Origin of the sequence: Dermabacter sp. HFH0086, assembly GCF_000413375.1 — a bacterium.
GTDB lineage: Bacteria > Actinomycetota > Actinomycetes > Actinomycetales > Dermabacteraceae > Dermabacter > Dermabacter hominis.
Map to the genome: position 1 here is coordinate 2,037,624 of NZ_KE340308.1, position 16,378 is coordinate 2,054,001.

General features: G+C 63.9%; 12 protein-coding genes. 5 read left to right on the forward strand and 7 right to left on the reverse strand.

All coding sequences use genetic code 11. The annotated features are described in order from the left end of the window. Nucleotides 1-18: 18 nt before the first annotated feature. The 5 genes from proB to HMPREF1484_RS09015 all read right to left on the reverse strand — a co-directional run bounded on the left by proB (nucleotide 19) and on the right by HMPREF1484_RS09015 (nucleotide 6,682). The gene (gene proB / locus HMPREF1484_RS08995; RefSeq protein WP_016664724.1) at nucleotides 19-1,191 is read right to left on the reverse strand and encodes a glutamate 5-kinase; all 1,173 of its coding nucleotides are present in this window, start codon (nucleotides 1,189-1,191) and stop codon (nucleotides 19-21) included. Continuing rightward, nucleotides 1,191-2,729 (reverse strand): GTPase ObgE, encoded by a 1,539-nt coding sequence (gene obgE, locus HMPREF1484_RS09000; RefSeq protein WP_016664725.1) that lies wholly within the window; start codon nucleotides 2,727-2,729, stop codon nucleotides 1,191-1,193. Before obgE ends, proB begins: the two co-directional genes overlap by 1 nt. A 148-nt stretch (nucleotides 2,730-2,877) precedes the next feature. Beyond that, on the reverse strand, nucleotides 2,878-3,132 hold the full coding sequence (gene rpmA / locus HMPREF1484_RS09005) for a 50S ribosomal protein L27 (protein WP_016664726.1): 255 nt from the start codon (nucleotides 3,130-3,132) through the stop codon (nucleotides 2,878-2,880). 33 nt (nucleotides 3,133-3,165) lie between these two features. Then, nucleotides 3,166-3,474, reverse strand: coding sequence for a 50S ribosomal protein L21 (gene rplU, locus HMPREF1484_RS09010; RefSeq protein WP_016664727.1), 309 nt, complete (start codon nucleotides 3,472-3,474; stop codon nucleotides 3,166-3,168). Between the two features lie 241 nt (nucleotides 3,475-3,715). Continuing rightward, entirely contained in the window at nucleotides 3,716-6,682 is a 2,967-nt protein-coding gene (locus HMPREF1484_RS09015; protein WP_016664728.1) for an Rne/Rng family ribonuclease, read from the reverse strand. Nucleotides 6,683-7,196: 514 nt separating this feature from the next. On the opposite strand from HMPREF1484_RS09015, the gene HMPREF1484_RS09020 reads away from it, so the two are divergent. From HMPREF1484_RS09020 to HMPREF1484_RS09040, 5 genes are read left to right on the forward strand one after another with little or no spacing between them, the layout of a single operon-like run. Then, a complete protein-coding gene (locus tag HMPREF1484_RS09020; RefSeq protein WP_016664729.1) occupies nucleotides 7,197-8,771 on the forward strand; it encodes a cytochrome ubiquinol oxidase subunit I in 1,575 nt (524 codons plus the stop codon). Nucleotides 8,772-8,790: 19 nt separating this feature from the next. Continuing rightward, a complete protein-coding gene (gene cydB, locus HMPREF1484_RS09025) occupies nucleotides 8,791-9,879 on the forward strand; it encodes a cytochrome d ubiquinol oxidase subunit II (RefSeq protein WP_016664730.1) in 1,089 nt (362 codons plus the stop codon). 7 nt (nucleotides 9,880-9,886) lie between these two features. Then, on the forward strand, nucleotides 9,887-11,605 hold the full coding sequence (gene cydD / locus HMPREF1484_RS09030) for a thiol reductant ABC exporter subunit CydD (RefSeq protein WP_147594914.1): 1,719 nt from the start codon (nucleotides 9,887-9,889) through the stop codon (nucleotides 11,603-11,605). Further along, nucleotides 11,602-13,455, forward strand: coding sequence for a thiol reductant ABC exporter subunit CydC (cydC, locus tag HMPREF1484_RS09035; RefSeq protein ID WP_016664732.1), 1,854 nt, complete (start codon nucleotides 11,602-11,604; stop codon nucleotides 13,453-13,455). The genes cydD and cydC overlap by 4 nt, the downstream gene beginning before the upstream one ends. Next, nucleotides 13,430-14,611, forward strand: a complete 1,182-nt coding sequence (locus HMPREF1484_RS09040) for a sensor histidine kinase (RefSeq protein WP_016664733.1) — start codon at nucleotides 13,430-13,432, stop codon at nucleotides 14,609-14,611. The genes cydC and HMPREF1484_RS09040 overlap by 26 nt, the downstream gene beginning before the upstream one ends. A gap of 15 nt (nucleotides 14,612-14,626) precedes the next feature. On the opposite strand, the gene HMPREF1484_RS09045 is transcribed toward HMPREF1484_RS09040, so the two are convergent. Then, nucleotides 14,627-15,217, reverse strand: coding sequence for a response regulator transcription factor (locus HMPREF1484_RS09045; protein WP_034374951.1), 591 nt, complete (start codon nucleotides 15,215-15,217; stop codon nucleotides 14,627-14,629). A 187-nt stretch (nucleotides 15,218-15,404) separates the two neighbouring features. Beyond that, nucleotides 15,405-16,367, reverse strand: a complete 963-nt coding sequence (mutM, locus tag HMPREF1484_RS09050) for a bifunctional DNA-formamidopyrimidine glycosylase/DNA-(apurinic or apyrimidinic site) lyase (RefSeq protein ID WP_016664735.1) — start codon at nucleotides 16,365-16,367, stop codon at nucleotides 15,405-15,407. Between the last annotated feature and the right edge of the window lie 11 nt (nucleotides 16,368-16,378).

Here is a 16,378-nt window from a genome sequence, read left to right on the forward strand (position 1 = left end):
TTTCTCCCACCAAAGCGTCTATTTCAGCAGCACGAGATCGTCCCTGTGCACAACCGTGTGCACCCCGATCTCGCTTTCGCGCGCGGCAATCTCTTCCGATGTGAGCCCCATGATGCGCGAGATAGCGTCGGAAGAAAAATACGTGAGCCCGCGTGCCCGTACCCGCCCCGAGCTGTCAGCGATGTCCACGGGAGATCCGGCCGCGAACGTGCCCTCTACGCGCGTGATTCCCACGGGAAGAAGCGAACGCCTCTGCTCGACAACCGCGTGTACCGCGCCCTCGTCGAGCACCAGGGTGCCCTCCCCGCGGCTCGCGTACATGAGCCACATGAGTCGAGACCGCCGGCGACCCGTGGTGCGCGCCGGAAAGAACGTGCCGAAATCCTCGCCTGAGAGAACGGCATCGAATCTCGCGGGAAGTGTGAGAACGCACGCGGTTCCCGTAATGGTGGCGTCATGCGCGGCGGAAAGCTTCGTCACCATCCCACCGGTTCCGACGGTCGACCCGCGTGAGCCGATTTCGACCCCTTCGAGTTTCGCCGCATCTTTCACACAGGCGATCCTCTCGGCCTCGGGTTCCTTAGGCGGGCGTGTGAAAAGGCCATCGACATCGGTGAGAAGAACGAGGAGGTCGGCTCCCGTCACTTGCGCGACGAGGCTCGCGAGGCGGTCGTTGTCGCCGAAGTGGATCTCGCGAGTGGCGACCGTGTCGTTCTCATTGACGATGGGGACCGCCCCTGCGGCGAGCAGTGCGTTGAGCGATGCCCGCACGTTCCTATATTTCTCGGGGTGAACCATGTCGTCCTCGGTGAGCAACACCTGCCCCACGAGCACGTTGCTCATGCCGAAGGCCTGCGACCATTCACGAATGAGCATGCCTTGCCCGACCGAAGCGAGCGCCTGGCTATCGGTGATCGACTCGGGTCGCGCGTTAAACCCCATCGGGCGAAGCGCCGCGGCGATCGCGCCCGAGCTGACAATGACGACCTCGCGCCCCTCGTGAACGAGGCGCGACACGCTCGAAGCCAGTGCCCAAATCGCGTTGCGGTTGAGGTCACCGCTTGGAAGCGTGAGCGAACTCGAACCGATTTTCACCACGATGCGCTGTGCGCGCGTGAGAGAGGCCCGCGTATCGAGCCGTGCGGGGTCGTGAACACCGTGCCCGATACGTACCTTGTCGATTCGCGTCATCAGTCGTCTTTCGAAGGATCGGACCAGTGCCCTGCTTGACGTTCCGCCTCCATTGCACTGATGCGGTCCATGCGTTCCTTTACACGCACGCGGCGCACCTCGCGCTTTTCCTGACGCGTCGGGCGGGTACGCTCCTCGAGCCGCATGTCTGTACCGCGCTGGCCGAGGAATTCCGCACCTGTGACCATGGTCGGCTCCCAATCAAACACCACCGCGTCGTCTCCTGGGCCGATCACGACCGTGTCTCCGGCCTTCGCGCCCTTTTTGAAGAGTTCGTCCTCGATACCGAGGCGATTGAGACGGTCGGCGAGGTACCCCACAGCCTCGTCATTTGCGAAGGCCGTCTGACGCACCCATCGCTCGGGTTTGTCACCGCGGATGCGGTACACGCGCTGCCCCTCGAACTCCTCCGGGGTGATCGTAAACCCACCCGAATCCTGGTCCTCGGGGGTAATCGCGATCGTGGGGCGCTCGTCGCGCTCGGGGTCGGGATTTTCGAGGCGCTGGCGCTCCACGAGGGCTCCGAGGGTCAGCGCAAGCTCGCGAAGACCCGCGCGGGTCAGGGCGGACACTTCGAGAACGGGAACACCACGCTCCTTGAGCTCTTCGCGCACCATGTCGGCCATGTCTGAGCCGTCCGGCATATCAACTTTGTTGAGCACGATGACCGTCGGGCGCTCCATGAGGGGCGGGAGGCCAAGCCGACTCGACTCAGAATCGAGCCGTTCAGCGTACGTACGCAGCTCGTTTTCGATGAGCTCGAGATCGTGGACCGGATTGCGCTCCGCTTCCATCGTCGCGGCGTCGAGCACGTGGACGATCACGTGACAACGCTCGATATGCCGAAGAAAGTCGAGGCCGAGCCCCTTGCCTTCGGACGCGCCGGGGATGAGCCCGGGAACGTCAGCCATCGTGAAGCGGAACTGCTCTTGCTCAACCACCCCGAGATTCGGGGTGAGAGTCGTGAACGGGTAATCCGCAATCTTCGGGCGCGCCGCACTCATCGCGGCAATGAGCGAACTTTTACCCGCGCTCGGGAAGCCCACGAGGGCGACGTCGGCGATGGACTTCATCTCGAGAACGAGGGAACGTTCCTCACCTGGTTCGCCTAGGAGAGCAAAGCCGGGCGCCTTGCGCTTCGAACTCGCGAGGGCTGCGTTTCCGAGGCCGCCCTTACCGCCACGCGCCGCAACGAACCGCGTACCTTCGCCGACGAGGTCCGCGAGGAAGTTTCCTTCCTTGTCGCGCACGACGGTACCTTCGGGGACCTGGAGCACGAGATCCGCGCCTTTCGTCCCCTCGCGGAAGTCTCCCTTCCCAAATCCGCCCGACTCGGCGCGACGGTGAGGGAGGTGGTGAAAGTCCATGAGCGTCGTGACATTGCGCGAGACCTCGAGGATGACGTTGCCGCCGTCGCCTCCGTTGGCGCCGTCGGGCCCCGCGAGAGGCTTGAACTTTTCACGCTTGATCGAGGCGCAGCCATTGCCACCATCACCGCCGGTGATGTGGAGAACAGCGCGGTCAATGAAGGTTGCCATGGTGGCCTTTCGACGCGAGCGGATGCGCGAAGAGCGCTCTTGGCACCAGCCTAAGCTGATCCGCTCTGGAGTGCAGGGAGGTTAAACGTGAGGCGGGGAAGGGCCCCGCTGGGCACTTCCCCGCCTCACCTGTGAAAGTGGGCCAGCCTCAGACCGAGGCCACCACGTTCACCACGTTACGGTCGCGCTTACGCGCGAACTCGACGACGCCCTCGGTGAGAGCGAAAAGCGTGTCGTCGCCGCCACGGCCAACGCCCTGGCCCGGGTGGAAGCGGGTGCCGCGCTGGCGAACGATGATCTCGCCCGCGCCAACTTCCTGGCCCGCAAAGCGCTTCACGCCGAGGCGCTGAGCGTTCGAGTCGCGGCCGTTCTTCGAGGAGCTAACGCCCTTCTTTGATGCCATGAGTCAGTACCTTCTCTCGATATTTGAGATCGCTCAGGCGATCTTCGTGACCTTGAGCCGAGTCAGTTCCTGACGGTGGCCCTGGCGCTTCGTGTAGCCGGTCTTGTTCTTAAACTTGAGGATGCGAACCTTGGAACCGCGGAAGTCTTCGATCTTCTCAGCGGTCACGGTGACCTTCTCGAGGTCTTCCTTCGCGGAGGTCACCTTGTCACCGTCAACCAGGAGGACGGGAGCGAACTCTACGGTGTCGCCCGCCTCGCCGGCCACGCGGTTGATCACGATGGTGTCACCAACCGACACCTTCTCCTGACGACCGCCTGCGCGGACGATTGCGTACACCACGTCACTGCTCTTTTCTCGTTGCTGACAATTATGCTGGGTGTTTTCCCTCAAACCGCGCGGGCCACCGGTCGGGGCTTCACGGTCACTGCCGAAAGCGCGACCGCGAGAACCGCTGCGGGAAGGAAAAGTCTACGGCACGAAATGCACCGACGTATAGCTTACGAAATGCATTCCCCAGAATCAACCGTTGCAGGCATCGCGACCTGCGAAAACGCTCGACAATCCTGTGGAACTCATCACGTCACTCGACCTGCGCGTCCCCGCTGTGACCCACGGCAGTGTCCTCGGTCTCAGTGGAGGCACCCGCGGGGGCCTCAGAAGTCGTGGGCGGCTCCGCTGATTCAACGGGTTCGCTGCCCTCAGCCGGCGCGATGACCTGACCGTCAACAGTCACCTCGGGGGCCGAATGACCGGTGCTCGCAGCGGCAATCGAGGCAATCGTTGCGCGCGCGAGGGCACGCGAAGCCTCGTTGTCTTCAAGCCTGTGAACGTCCGAAGCATTCTTTGAATCGACGAGATCCTGCACGGCGTCTTTCGCCGAGGCGGCTTTCTCCTCGGCGGACTGCCCCTTTGACTCTCGCTTCGCCGACTTATTCGAATCGCCGTCTGAGTTGCGCGACTTCTTGGAGCGCCTGCGCGACTTCTTGGGCTCATCGTCGAAGGCGGGCGGCTCGTGATGATGCTGGCCGTCGAGATCGATTTGAATGCCACGCCCATTGCAGGCCTCGCACATGGTCGAGAACGTTTCAACGAGGCCCGCGCCCACGCGCTTGCGGGTCATCTGCACGAGTCCAAGGCTCGTGACTTCCGCGACCTGATGCTTGGTGCGGTCACGCGAAAGGCACTCGATCATGCGGCGCAGCACAAGATCGCGGTTAGCTTCGAGGACCATATCGATGAAGTCCACCACGATAATGCCGCCGATGTCGCGAAGTCGAAGTTGGCGAACGATCTCCTCGGCCGCCTCGAGGTTGTTACGGGTCACGGTTTCTTCGAGCGAACCGCCAGTTCCCGTGAACTTGCCCGTGTTGACGTCAACGACGGTCATGGCCTCGGTGCGATCGATGACGAGCGAACCGCCGGAGGGCAGGTAGACCTTGCGGTCCATCGCCTTCATGAGCTGCTCATCCACGCGGTATTTCGCGAAGGAATCCTTCTCCCCCACGTGTTTCGTGACGCGCTCGAGAAGATCGGGGGCGACCTCGCTAATGTATTCGTGCAGCTCCCTGTAGACGCTTTCGCCTTCGACGATGAGCGACGTGAAATCTTCATTGAAGATGTCGCGCACAACCTTGATCGCGAGATCCGGTTCGGTTGAGAGCGCGGTCGGGGCGTTCTTGCCCTTGGCGCTCGCTTTTTCGATCTTCTCCCACTGCTTCTGGAGTCGCTCGACGTCACGCTTGAGTTCGTCTTCGCTCGCGCCTTCAGCCGCGGTGCGCACGATAACGCCCGCTTCCGCGGGAACGATCGACTTGAGGATCTTCTTGAGGCGCGCACGCTCCTTGTCGGGAAGCTTCCGGCTGATGCCGGTCATCGATCCACCCGGGACATAAACGAGGTAGCGACCAGGCAGAGAGATCTGGCTCGTTAGGCGCGCGCCCTTGTGGCCAATTGGATCCTTCGTCACCTGGACCAGCACGGGATCGCCCGCCTTGAGAGCGGATTCGATGCGGCGCGGCTGCCCCTCGAGGCCAGCGGCATCCCAATTGACCTCGCCCGCGTAGAGCACGGCGTTGCGACCGCGACCGATATCAACGAAGGCAGCTTCCATCGACGGGAGAACGTTTTGGACCTTACCGAGGTAGACGTTGCCCACCATCGACGTGTGCGACTTCTGCGCCACGTAGTGCTCGACGAGGATGTTGTCCTCGAGCACCACGATCTGGGTTCGGCCCGGTCGTTCGCGCACGATCATCGTGCGCTTGACGGACTCGCGGCGAGCGAGGAACTCCGACTCGGTAATCGAGTGGCGCCTACGCCCGGACTCGCGGCCCTCGCGACGGCGCTGCTTCTTCGCTTCCAGGCGAGTCGAACCCTTGACAGCCTTGACTTCGTCCCGCGCCTCGCGAACCTTGACGACGGTGTTCGGCGGGTCGTCGGGGTGGGGCTCATCAGAGCCGCCTGAGCTGCCCGTGCGGCGGCGGCGCCGCCGGCGACGGCTCGACGTGCCGCCCTCGTCATCGCTGTCATCCGCATCGGTCGACGAGTCGCGATCGGCGACGTCCTTGGGCTCCTCTTCGCCATTCTCGCCCTGGGGCGAGTCGTCCTCACTCTTGCTTCCGCGACCGCGACGGCCGCGTCCGCCACGGCGGCGACGTCGGCGCGAGCTTCGCTGCGTGCCTTCACCGTCGGATTCTTCGGAATTTTCGGTGTCGCTCGCGCCCGTCTCCGCATCATCTTCGCTCGCGGAGTCCGAATCGGAGCCCTTTTTCTTCGCGCTGCGTTCAGTGCGGGCAGCCTCGCGCGACTCGCGCTCGGCACGCTCGATAGCTGCACGACGTGCGGCTTCGAGATCGGGAGCGCCAAAAGTAATGTCAACGGAGGCTTCGGCGAACAGATCGCTGGCCTCTTCGTCATCGTCGATCTCGCTCGCGGTCACGCTCGGTTCCGAGGTCGGGGTGGGGGCCTGGAAGAGAAGCGAGGCAAAGCCGAGCATGTCCGGGGCCGACGACTCTTCGGCTACCTCGACGCTCTGACGAGAGTCGGCGAGGGCCTTGAGATCACGCGAAATGTCGTGAGCCCCGAAGGAGCCCTCTTCTCGACTGTCGGATTCTCGCGTGTCCGTGTCGCGTGCGGGTTCGGATACCTCGCTCGGCGCCCCTTTGGCATGGTCCGTACGCCCCTCATCGACGGCTGCAGACGCACGACCTTTTTTCACGGCTGAGCCTTGGTCAGTCGGCTCAGCTGAATGAGTCCTTGCAGCTTCGCTCGCGGGAATGCCTGTTGCTGACTTCCCTGCTTTCGCTGCCTCTTTCTTGGCAGCCCGCTCAGCGAGCCGACGCTCACGAAGATTGAGGGGCTTGGCGTCGCTCACGACGGCACTGCCTTGAGCGGCGACGCTCGTGTGCGCACTCGAGGAAGGAGTCGATTGCTCCGCAGCTACGGAGGGCGCCCCTGCGGGCGCTCCTGCGGCACGTCGGACACGACGGCGCTGGCGCGAGGCGCCCTGACTACTCGACGATTCGTTATAGGAACCCACTTCAGCCATGTGGCTGCTCCGTTCTAGGGCGGCCCAGCGCATCCTGGAGCCGCCATATGTCATCGCCCGTGGGCGGAAGCCGAATTAACCCTCCCCCTTCGCGCTGCTCTTCACGAGCGCTGCGACACCCGAAGCCTTGCGTCACGGCCAAAGCGTGGCCGGAGCGACAACCGGATAGCGGGGGATCCTTTACGCCGGATGCGTCGGCGCAAACATCACTGCCAAGTATCGCACACGATGACACGAATCGCTCGCAGGTAGGCAGCCGTCGGACGCCTCTCGAACGGCGGCGCGGCGCAGCAATAACCCCGCAACCAGCGGCGCACCAGCCGCGGCAGCGTCCTTTTCGCGAGGCGCCCATTGCATAAAACAATGGGGGCGACACGCAAAAACCGCAGGCCAGAAACGCCTTAGGGGCGTAGAATGGCAATCAGCAAAATCGGGCCCAAGGTCCCGACCATGCACCCTCGAGGTTTCTAACCTGAGGGTGAACCACCCTGTCCCTCTCTAGAAAAGGACGCCCATGGACGCGCTCGATCTCGCGCGGTGGCAGTTCGGCATCACGACCGTCTACCACTTCATTTTCGTGCCGCTCACGATCGGTCTTTCACTGCTTGTCGCGATCATGCAAACGATCGCTGTACGCGCAAAAGACCCCGTGAAGGCCGATTCGTGGACGCGCATCACGAAATTCTTTGGCTCAATGCTCATCGTGAACTTCGGCATCGGTATCGCAACCGGTATCGTCCAGGAGTTCCAGTTCGGCATGAACTGGTCTGAGTACTCCCGCTTCATGGGCGACATCTTCGGAGCGCCGCTCGCGCTCGAAGGCCTCGCCGCCTTCTTCATGGAATCAACCTTCCTCGGCCTGTGGATCTTCGGCTGGAACCGCCTCCCGAAGGGTCTGCACCTCCTCACGATCTGGATGGTGGCGATTGGCACGACTCTTTCGGCGTACTTCATCATTGCCGCGAACTCGTTCATGCAGCACCCCGTCGCTGCCGTGTTCAACCCTGAAACCGGCCGTGCGGAGCTCGACCCTGCGCAGGGCGGCATTTTCGCGCTCCTGACGAACGTCACGACCCTCGCGGCCTTCCCTCACGTGATTGCTGGCGCATGGCTCGTGGCCGGCTGCTTTGTCACCGGCATTGCCGCATGGCACATGGTGAAAAACCACAAGCGCGCCGAGGACCAGACCCTCTCGGGCGAGGAACAGGCCGCTGCCGGCCATCTCGCGAAGAACGTATGGCGTCCGGCAACCCGCTTCGGAGTCCTCGTCATGGTGCTGTCCGCCGTCGGTCTCCTGGCATCCGGCGACTTCCAGGGCAAGCTCATGTTCGAGCAGCAGCCCATGAAGATGGCCTCGGCGGAGGCCCTGTGCCACACCGAAACGGGCGCGAGCTTCTCGATCCTCTCGGTCGCGGGTCCCCGCGCGTTCTCTCAGGACTGCACCGACATCTCGCACATCATCGAAATCCCGTACGTGACCTCGATCCTCGCGACGAATGACCCGAACGCAACGCTCAAGGGCGTGACTGAGCTCAACGCTGAATACAAAGAAAAGTTCGGTGCCACGGCCGTCGATGCGAGCGGCAAGACCGTCGACGTCGACTACCGCCCGAACCTTTTCGTCACCTACTGGTCCTTCCGTCTCATGATCGGCTTCGCGATCTTCTCCGGCATTCTCGCCGTCTGGGCCTTCTGGGTCACGCGTGGCAAGGGCGAGAAGGCACGCACCTCGGGCTCGACCTGGTTCGCGCGCTTTGCCCTGTTTGCGATCCCCATGCCGTTCATCGCCAACGCCTTCGGCTGGATCTTCACCGAGATGGGCCGTCAGCCGTGGATCGTCGCACCGTCACCCACCGGCGACCCGCTCGTACGGCTGCTCACGATGCAGGGCGTCTCAGGCCACGAAGGCTGGCAGGTAATCGTTTCGCTCGTGGTCTTCACGCTTCTGTACGGCGTGCTTGCGGTCGTGTGGTACTACCTCATGCGCAACCAGGCCCGCAAGGACATCAAGGCTCCGCGCTCGCTCTCCGTGAAGGAGAGTGCAGCTCCCGCTGAGATCGATACCCCGACCATCAGCTTCGGCTACTGAGAGAAAGGAGTAGACAATCATGGAAGCAACGTTCCTACAGACCCTGTGGTTCATTCTCGTCGCAGTGCTGTTCCTCGGCTACTTCATTCTCGAGGGCTTCGACTTCGGCGTGGGCATGAACGTCTTCGCGCTCGGCAAGGGCGAGGAGAAGCGGAAGAATCAGATCATCACGACCATCGGCCCCGTGTGGGACGCCAACGAGGTGTGGATCCTCGTGGGTGGTGGCGCGCTGTTTGCCGCGTTCCCGGAATGGTACGCGACGATGTTCTCGGGCTTCTACCTCGCGCTCATCATCATTCTCGTGGCCCTCATCGTTCGCGTCTGCGCGTTCAAGTACCGCAATAAGGTTGAGAGCGCGTCGTGGAAGTTCGCGTGGGACATCTGCCACTTCATCGGTGGCCTCGTGCCCGCGCTCATTTGGGGCGTGGCCGTGGGCAACATCGTGCGTGGCGTCAACATGGAGGCGAATGCCGGCGGCAAGAGCGTCGTCACTGATTCGCTCTTTGATCTCCTGAACCCGTTCGCGCTTCTCGCAGGTGTGGTGTTCGTGCTCCTCTTCTGGCTGCACGGCACGCTGTTCCTCGCGCTTCGCACCACGGGCGAGGTCCGAGACGACGCAAACAAGCTCGCGGGCGTCATCGCCATCCCGACCATCGTCGCAGCGGCAGCGTGGGTCCTGTGGGCCCAGCTCGCCTACTCGAACAACGCCTGGACGTGGATCCCGCTCGTCATCGCAGCGCTCGCCCTTATCGGGGCGTTCGTACTCAACCGCGCAGGGCGCGAGGGCCTCGCATTTGCCTCGACGTCGGTCGCTATCGGCTTCGCCACGATCATGGCCTTCGGCGCGATCTTCCCGAACGTGCTCCCCGCCGCCAATGATCCGGCTCTCTCGCTGACCGTCATGAACGCCTCGAGCACCGAGTACACTCTTCGGGTCATGACGATCGCGACCGTCATTTTGCTCCCGATCGTTCTCGCCTACCAGGCTTGGGCCTACTGGGTCTTCCGCGCTCGCGTTACGGGCGAGGGTTTCCCGGCCGCCCACGCGGCGAACCTCGCGCGAAAGGCGAAAGAGGGCTGCCGCGAAGCCTTCGACACGGAAAGCTAAAGCACCTTTGGCAAAGCGACAGCCTCCACTTGATCCGAGACTCCTCCGTCACGTTCACAGCGCTCGCGCGCACGTGATCCGCACGGTTGTCTTGGGCCTCGTGGAGGCTGTTTGCGCAATCACGACCGCATGGTGCGTCGCCTCGCTCGGCGCGGATCTCCTCGCCAACCGAACATGGCCGCACGACAACCCCTTCCCACTCATCGTGCTCGCGATCGCGCTTGTGATTCGTGCGAGCGCCGTGTGGTACACGCAAGCCACGGGCCACCGTGCAGCGACCGAAACGATCGGGGAACTGAGGCGGGCCGTCGTCGAGACGAACGCGCGTCTCGGCCCGCGCGGACGCACCGGCGAAGCCGCCTCGACAGCCGCACTCGCCACCGCGGGGCTCGAAAACCTCCGCCCCTATCTCACGGGGTACGTCCCGCAGCTTGCACTTTCGGCGACGGTCACCCCACTCGCACTTACCGCGATCGCGCTATGGGATCTCACCAGTGCGATCGTCGCGTGTATCGCCCTTCCGCTCATCCCCATCTTCATGATCCTCATCGGGAAAATGACTGAAGGCTCCTCGGCCCGCTCTCTCGCGACCATGCGCACGCTGTGGGCCGAGACTCTCGATCTGGTCGAAGGCCTCCCGACGCTACGTGCGCTCGGCCGCGCACAGGGATCCGAGCGCATCGTCGCGGACCTCGGCGCGCGACACAAGAAGTCCGCAATGACGACGCTTGCGTGGGCATTCCTTTCGAGTTTTGCCCTCGAACTCATCGCTACTCTCGGCGTTGCGCTCATCGCCGTCTCCATTGGTTTGCGCCTCGTGGGCGGCGCAATGGAGCTTTTCCCGGCAATCGCCGTGCTCGTTCTTGCCGCCGAGGTGTATCTCCCCTTGCGCCTCGTGGGCCAGCAGTTTCACGCCTCGACGGATGGCCTCGCTGCTGTCGACGCCGCCTTCGAGATCCTCAATGCCCCCGCAGCGGCGGGCAAAGTGGAAACCGGTGACAACGCCACCCGCCCTGCTGCCCCCTCGCTATCGCGCACGAGCATTGTCCTGCGTGATCTGAGCGTTGCGGGGCGCGACCGTCTCGCGCCTGCCCACCTCACTGCCGTCATCACACCCGGCCAGATTACTGCCCTTCGCGGCGCGAGTGGCGAGGGAAAATCGACGACGATCGCCGCCATCCTCGGGCTCCTCACGCCGACCACGGGCAGCGTGCTGCTTCGCACCGAGGAGGGAAACAGCATTGCCCTCAGTGAGATCGATCGAGAAAGCCTCTGGGCGCAGATCGCATGGCTGCCTCAGCGCCCCGTCGTGGGCCCTGGCACCCTGCGCGAGATCCTCCACGAGTCTCTTCCCGCGGGAATTGCCCCGGGAACCGAAGAGGCACGCGCCCTCATTGCGAGGGCGTCACGTGCGACCGGTCTCGACACACACGTCGCGGATGTTCACGGCTGGGACGTCGAACTTGGCCGCGGTGGGACCGGGCTTTCCGTCGGTCAGCGCCAGCGCGTCGCCCTCACAACCGCCCTCCTCGAGGCGAAACCGCTCGTCATTCTTGACGAACCCACTTCGCACCTTGACGGGGCGAGCGAGGCGATGATCGTTCGCCTGCTCGAGACGCTGCGCGAACAGGGCTCGAGCGTCCTCGTGACCGCCCATAGGCAGGCTCTCCTCGATGTCGCCGACCAGGTGATCGATGTGCGTGCCGCGGAGGTGTCCGTCCCGTGAAAATATCGTCGCGCGCCCTTTCGCGCATGCATGAGCTCATGGAGATCGGCCCGCGCCAGCTCACATCAGCGGTCGCCGCAGGTGCAGCGACACTCGCGAGCGCCTTTGCCCTCGCGGTTGTGTCGGGCTACCTCATTACGAAGTCGTGGACGATGCCGCCAGTTCTCGATCTTTCCGTTGCCGTCGTGTCCGTGCGTGCTCTTGGCATCTCCCGCGGCGCCTTTCGGTATTTCGAGCGCCTGCTCACGCACGATGCCGCCCTCACCGGCGTCGCGCGCCTGCGTACCAACATGTACGCGGGGCTTGCGAGCGCTCCCTCCGCCCTCGCGGGGCGCCTCAGGCGCGGCGATCTACTCGCGCGTATCGGCGATGACGCCGAAGACATGGCGAACGATGTCATTCGTGCCGTGGTACCAGCCCTCGTCGCGCTCGTCATGGCAGTCGCGATCCTTGCGACCATCGCCCCATTCTCACCGATTGCGGCACTCGCCATGCTCGTTGGCCTCGCCTTCGCGACGATCATCGCCCCGTTCTTCGCCTTCAAGGCGGCGCTCTTTGCGGAGCGCGAACTCGTCGAGGCCCGCTCTCGCCTCAATACGCTCTCGCTTTTTGCCCTCGACAACGCTGATGTCCTTCGCGTCAAGGGGCAATGGAACAGCACCCTCGCCGACCTAGAGGCCGCCCAGGAACAGTTTGATGCGGCCCTCGACAAAGCGGCCGTGCCCTCGGCTTTCGCGCGCAGTAGCACCCAGATCGCTATGATCCCCGCGCTTCTCGGCTCGATTCTCGCCGCGGGCGCCGTCTACAACCTCGACACCACGGGGTTGCTTGGCGGCCTCATGGGCCACACGGCGGGCATCATCGGCGTCATCATTCTCGCCCCGTTGTCGAGCTTTGAAGCGGCATCTGTTCTCCCGCAAGCAGCCAGTCAGCGCGCACGGTCGATTGTCGCCGCTGAACGCCTCCACGAACTCGATCCGGGCAACACCCCGATCGCCTCAGCGTTCGACACTCGGGCAGGCTCGAGCGTGCGCGACGCTCTGCGCGCTGCGACAGAAGACGCGCAGTCGGCGATCGAAGGCCGCCGAGCCGTCGGCCCCACTTCTGCCGAAGACACGCCCGCGCCCGCGCGCACTGAACGCCCCGCCCCCGCCGTCCTGAGTGCATCTGGACTGACGACGGGCTGGAGTGCCGAGCATCCGCTCGCACACGGGCTTGAACTGAGCTTTACCCCGGGAAGTCGCACGCTCGTGTATGGCGCTTCGGGTCGTGGAAAGTCGACGCTCGGCCTGACCCTTGCGGGGCTTCTCACCCCGCTGAGCGGGCAAGTTGTGTATGGCGATACTCCCCTCACGTCGTTCTCTCCGGCCGCGCTCGCCTCACGTGTGTCGTTTTACGCCGAGGACGCGCACGTGTTTGCGACGAGCCTTCGCGAGAATATTCGTGTCGTGCGCGGCGATCTCACCGACGCAGAAATCCATCACGCCCTCGACCTCGCGGGCCTCGGCGGATGGGTATCGGGGCTCGCTTCGGGGCTCGACACAATCCTTGGCAGTGGCGGCGAGGACGTCTCCGGTGGCGAGCGGCGAAGGCTTCTTCTCGCTCGCGCGATCGCACACGGCGCCCCGGTGACGATCCTCGATGAACCTACCGAACACCTCAACCTTGACCTGGCGGCCGAGCTCATGGACGGTATTCTCACCCCGGGCGCGTTCTTCGCGGCCGATGCGACCGTCATCGTGATTACGCACGATCAGCGCTTCAAGGAATCGGGAGCGGCGGTGCTCGACCTCGACGCCCACACGACTCACGAAGGGAGCACCCATGTCGAACGCCACAAGAATCAGTGAGCTGACAGCGGCGGTACTCAATGCCGAGGACCCCGACGATGTCCTCGACCTCTTGGCCGATTCCACGTTCGAGATTCTTTCGCCCGATTCGCTCCTCGTGCTTCTCCCCCTGAACGATTCGACGTGGGTGTGCGAGCTTGTTCGGGGGCGGTTTCAAGCTGAACTACTCGGAGCGTCCGTCTCTCACTCGTCGGAAACGGCCGATTCGGCGCCCTTGCCTTTCGTACTCGATCACGACTCACAGGAGGCACTCGCGACTCTCACGTGGGGTGACCTCACGCGCGCTCTTGCCGACGAGGACCTCCCGGCTCCCGAGGGATCGACGAGCGCACTCGTGGCGTTTCCGATCGATGCGGGCGCCGCGAGGCGCGGATTACTCATCGCCGTTCGGTTCGCGGATGAGGACTCCGACGCCACCGCAGCTTTTACCGACGCCGAGAACGTGAGCGCCGCTTCGCTCGCCTCTCTCTTTTCGTTCGCGCTCAATGGGTCAACGGGGCGCAGCGCCATCGAGGATGACCTCAATAACGAGCGAAACCGCATCGCCCGCGACCTTCACGACCTCGCCATCCAAGAGCTTTTCGGTGTGGGCATGCAGCTCGAGACCGTGATGTCGCAAGCCTCGCGTTTTCCTGAATACTCAGACGAAGGGCCGGTCGCGACGAGCCTTAAGGATTCTGTCGCGGGCATCGAGCGTTCGATCGCGGAAATCCGCGGGATCGTCCAGTCGCTGCGGAATGAGACAGTCGAGGTGACGCTCTCTCAGCGGCTTCGCCACGAGTGCGGGCTCGCGATCGCAGGCCTCGGCTTTGTGCCGTCGCTGCACCTTCAGGCACCGGTCGCCGAGCTCGACGCGATCGAGGGCGAACTTAAGGAGGATGTTGTCGCGGTCGTGAAGGAGTGCCTGGCGAACGTTGCGCGCCACGCACACGCGAGCGCGGTCTCCGTGAGCATCACGCTCTTCAAAGAGGGCGTGGATACGGTCATCCAGGTGAACGTGAGCGACAACGGGCGCGGCATCGATCCCAGTATCACGCGCCGCTCGGGGCTCGCGAACATGGGTGCACGCGCGCGGCGCCACCTCGGCTGGGTTGATTTTTACAGCCTCGACCCGGGGACGATGGTGAGCTGGCGCGCGACCATCATCGCCGAGTAGTGCGGCGCAGGGGCGTTACTTCCAGTCGGCTCGACGGCGCGAGACGACCCAGGCCGCGACCTGAGTGCGGCGCTGCAGCCCCATTTTGTGGAGGATGCCCGTGATGCGGTTCTTGACGGTCTTTTCGGCGACGCCGAGCTGGTCGGCGATTTCGCGGTTCGCGAGCCCGTCACCGATGTACTCAACGATGCGGCGTTCGACGGCGGAGAAGTCGAATTCGTCTTCGCTCGTGCCGCCCGCGGGCCACGCGGTTTCGCCGTTCGCCACCTTGAGGATCGTCGAGATGATCTCGGCCGAGCGCACGGATTTGAGGAGGAGCCCCGAGGCGCCAGCAGCGCGGGATTCGCGGATCGCCGCATCATCGTTGAACGAGGTGAGCACGAGCATGGTCTGGTTCTCGTTCTCCTGGCGGGCCGCGTTCATGACGTCGATTCCGGTACCGTCGGGGAGCTGGAGGTCCGTGACGAGGATGTCTGGCTGGACGGCGGGAAGCCGACGCTTGGCTTCGCCAACGGTGCTTGCCTCGGCGACAACGCTGAGGCGGGCATCCGCGTCAATGACGGCAACGATGCCGCGACGCACAACTTCGTGGTCGTCGACAATCATGACGCGGTACTGATCGCCGCTTACTTCGCTCACGCGGTACTCTCCAGTTCGATTGATCGTGATCCTCACATGTCCTACCCGGACATCCTAGCCGAACGGGGACCAAATGCCCCACTACAACACCTTTATGCGGGCGTATAAGAGCGTGCGGCTACGCGCTCGCACGCTCCGTGCTTCTGTAGACCCTTTAGCGCAGGCGCTGGCAATAGGGGCAGAAGTGGCTCGAGCGATTCTGGAATTGCGCCCGCACGAGGGCACGATTGCACCGTGGGCACGGGGTGCCGTGCTTGCCGTAGGCCTTCAGCGACCGAGCGAAATAGCCGCTTCGGCCGTCGACGTTCACGTATAGCGCATCGAAGCTCGTGCCGCCCACCTCGAGGGCGCGCTGCATGACTTCACGGCACGCCCCCAGAAGCTCCTTGACCTTTCGACTCGAGATCCCGATCGCGGGGCGCGCGAAATGCAGCCGCGCCTCCCATAGGCCCTCATCAGCGTAGATATTCCCGATCCCGCTGAGGGTGCTTTGATCCAGGATGACGGATTTGATGGGGGCCGTGCGCCTACGGATCCGGCGCACGAGGAGCTCTTCATCGAGACAAGGATCGAGCAGGTCACGGGCAATATGCGCCGCGCTTTGCGGAATGAGCGGAAGATCGGTGCCCTCGCCCCCTGCACGAGCATCGGCCGTACCGATCAGCGGGCTTACGTGCATCCCGCCAAAAATCCGCTGATCCACAAAATCGATGCGCGCACCGCCCTCCATGTGAAGGCGAATGCGTAGGTGGGTCACGGGATCCGGCGCGGGCCCCTCGCTCACGTGCGGTTCCGACGCTTGAGGCGCCCCACTCACTGCCCCGTCGCGAACACGAAGCTGGCCACTCATGCCCAGATGCATGACGAGCGCTTCGCCGTGCGCTGAAGGATTCGAAGGAGCGTAGCCGGCGTCGGACAGCGGCGCCCACAGGAACTTCCCTCGCCTCGCAACCGAGCGAACGCGGCGTCCCTCAAGCTGCCGCACGAAACTTTCCGCGCCGCCAGCGTGGCGCTTGAGCGAGCGCGCATCGAGCACTTCGACGCGTTCGATCACGCGCGAGGCCATGTACGGCTCGAGGCCTCGACGGACGACCTCAACCTCGGGAAGCTCGGGCACCGCGGGCCTGC

Bases quoted from the DNA above. Each gene is read 5' to 3' on its own strand.
- proB (WP_016664724.1), bottom strand. From the start codon at position 1,191: ATGACGCGAATCGACAAGGTACGTATCGGGCACGGTGTTCACGACCCC.
- obgE (WP_016664725.1), bottom strand. From the start codon at position 2,729: ATGGCAACCTTCATTGACCGCGCTGTTCTCCACATCACCGGCGGTGAT.
- rpmA (WP_016664726.1), bottom strand. From the start codon at position 3,132: ATGGCATCAAAGAAGGGCGTTAGCTCCTCGAAGAACGGCCGCGACTCG.
- HMPREF1484_RS09015 (WP_016664728.1), bottom strand. From the start codon at position 6,682: ATGGCTGAAGTGGGTTCCTATAACGAATCGTCGAGTAGTCAGGGCGCC.
- HMPREF1484_RS09020 (WP_016664729.1), top strand. From the start codon at position 7,197: ATGGACGCGCTCGATCTCGCGCGGTGGCAGTTCGGCATCACGACCGTC.
- cydB (WP_016664730.1), top strand. From the start codon at position 8,791: ATGGAAGCAACGTTCCTACAGACCCTGTGGTTCATTCTCGTCGCAGTG.
- HMPREF1484_RS09040 (WP_016664733.1), top strand. From the start codon at position 13,430: ATGTCGAACGCCACAAGAATCAGTGAGCTGACAGCGGCGGTACTCAAT.
- HMPREF1484_RS09045 (WP_034374951.1), bottom strand. From the start codon at position 15,217: ATGATTGTCGACGACCACGAAGTTGTGCGTCGCGGCATCGTTGCCGTC.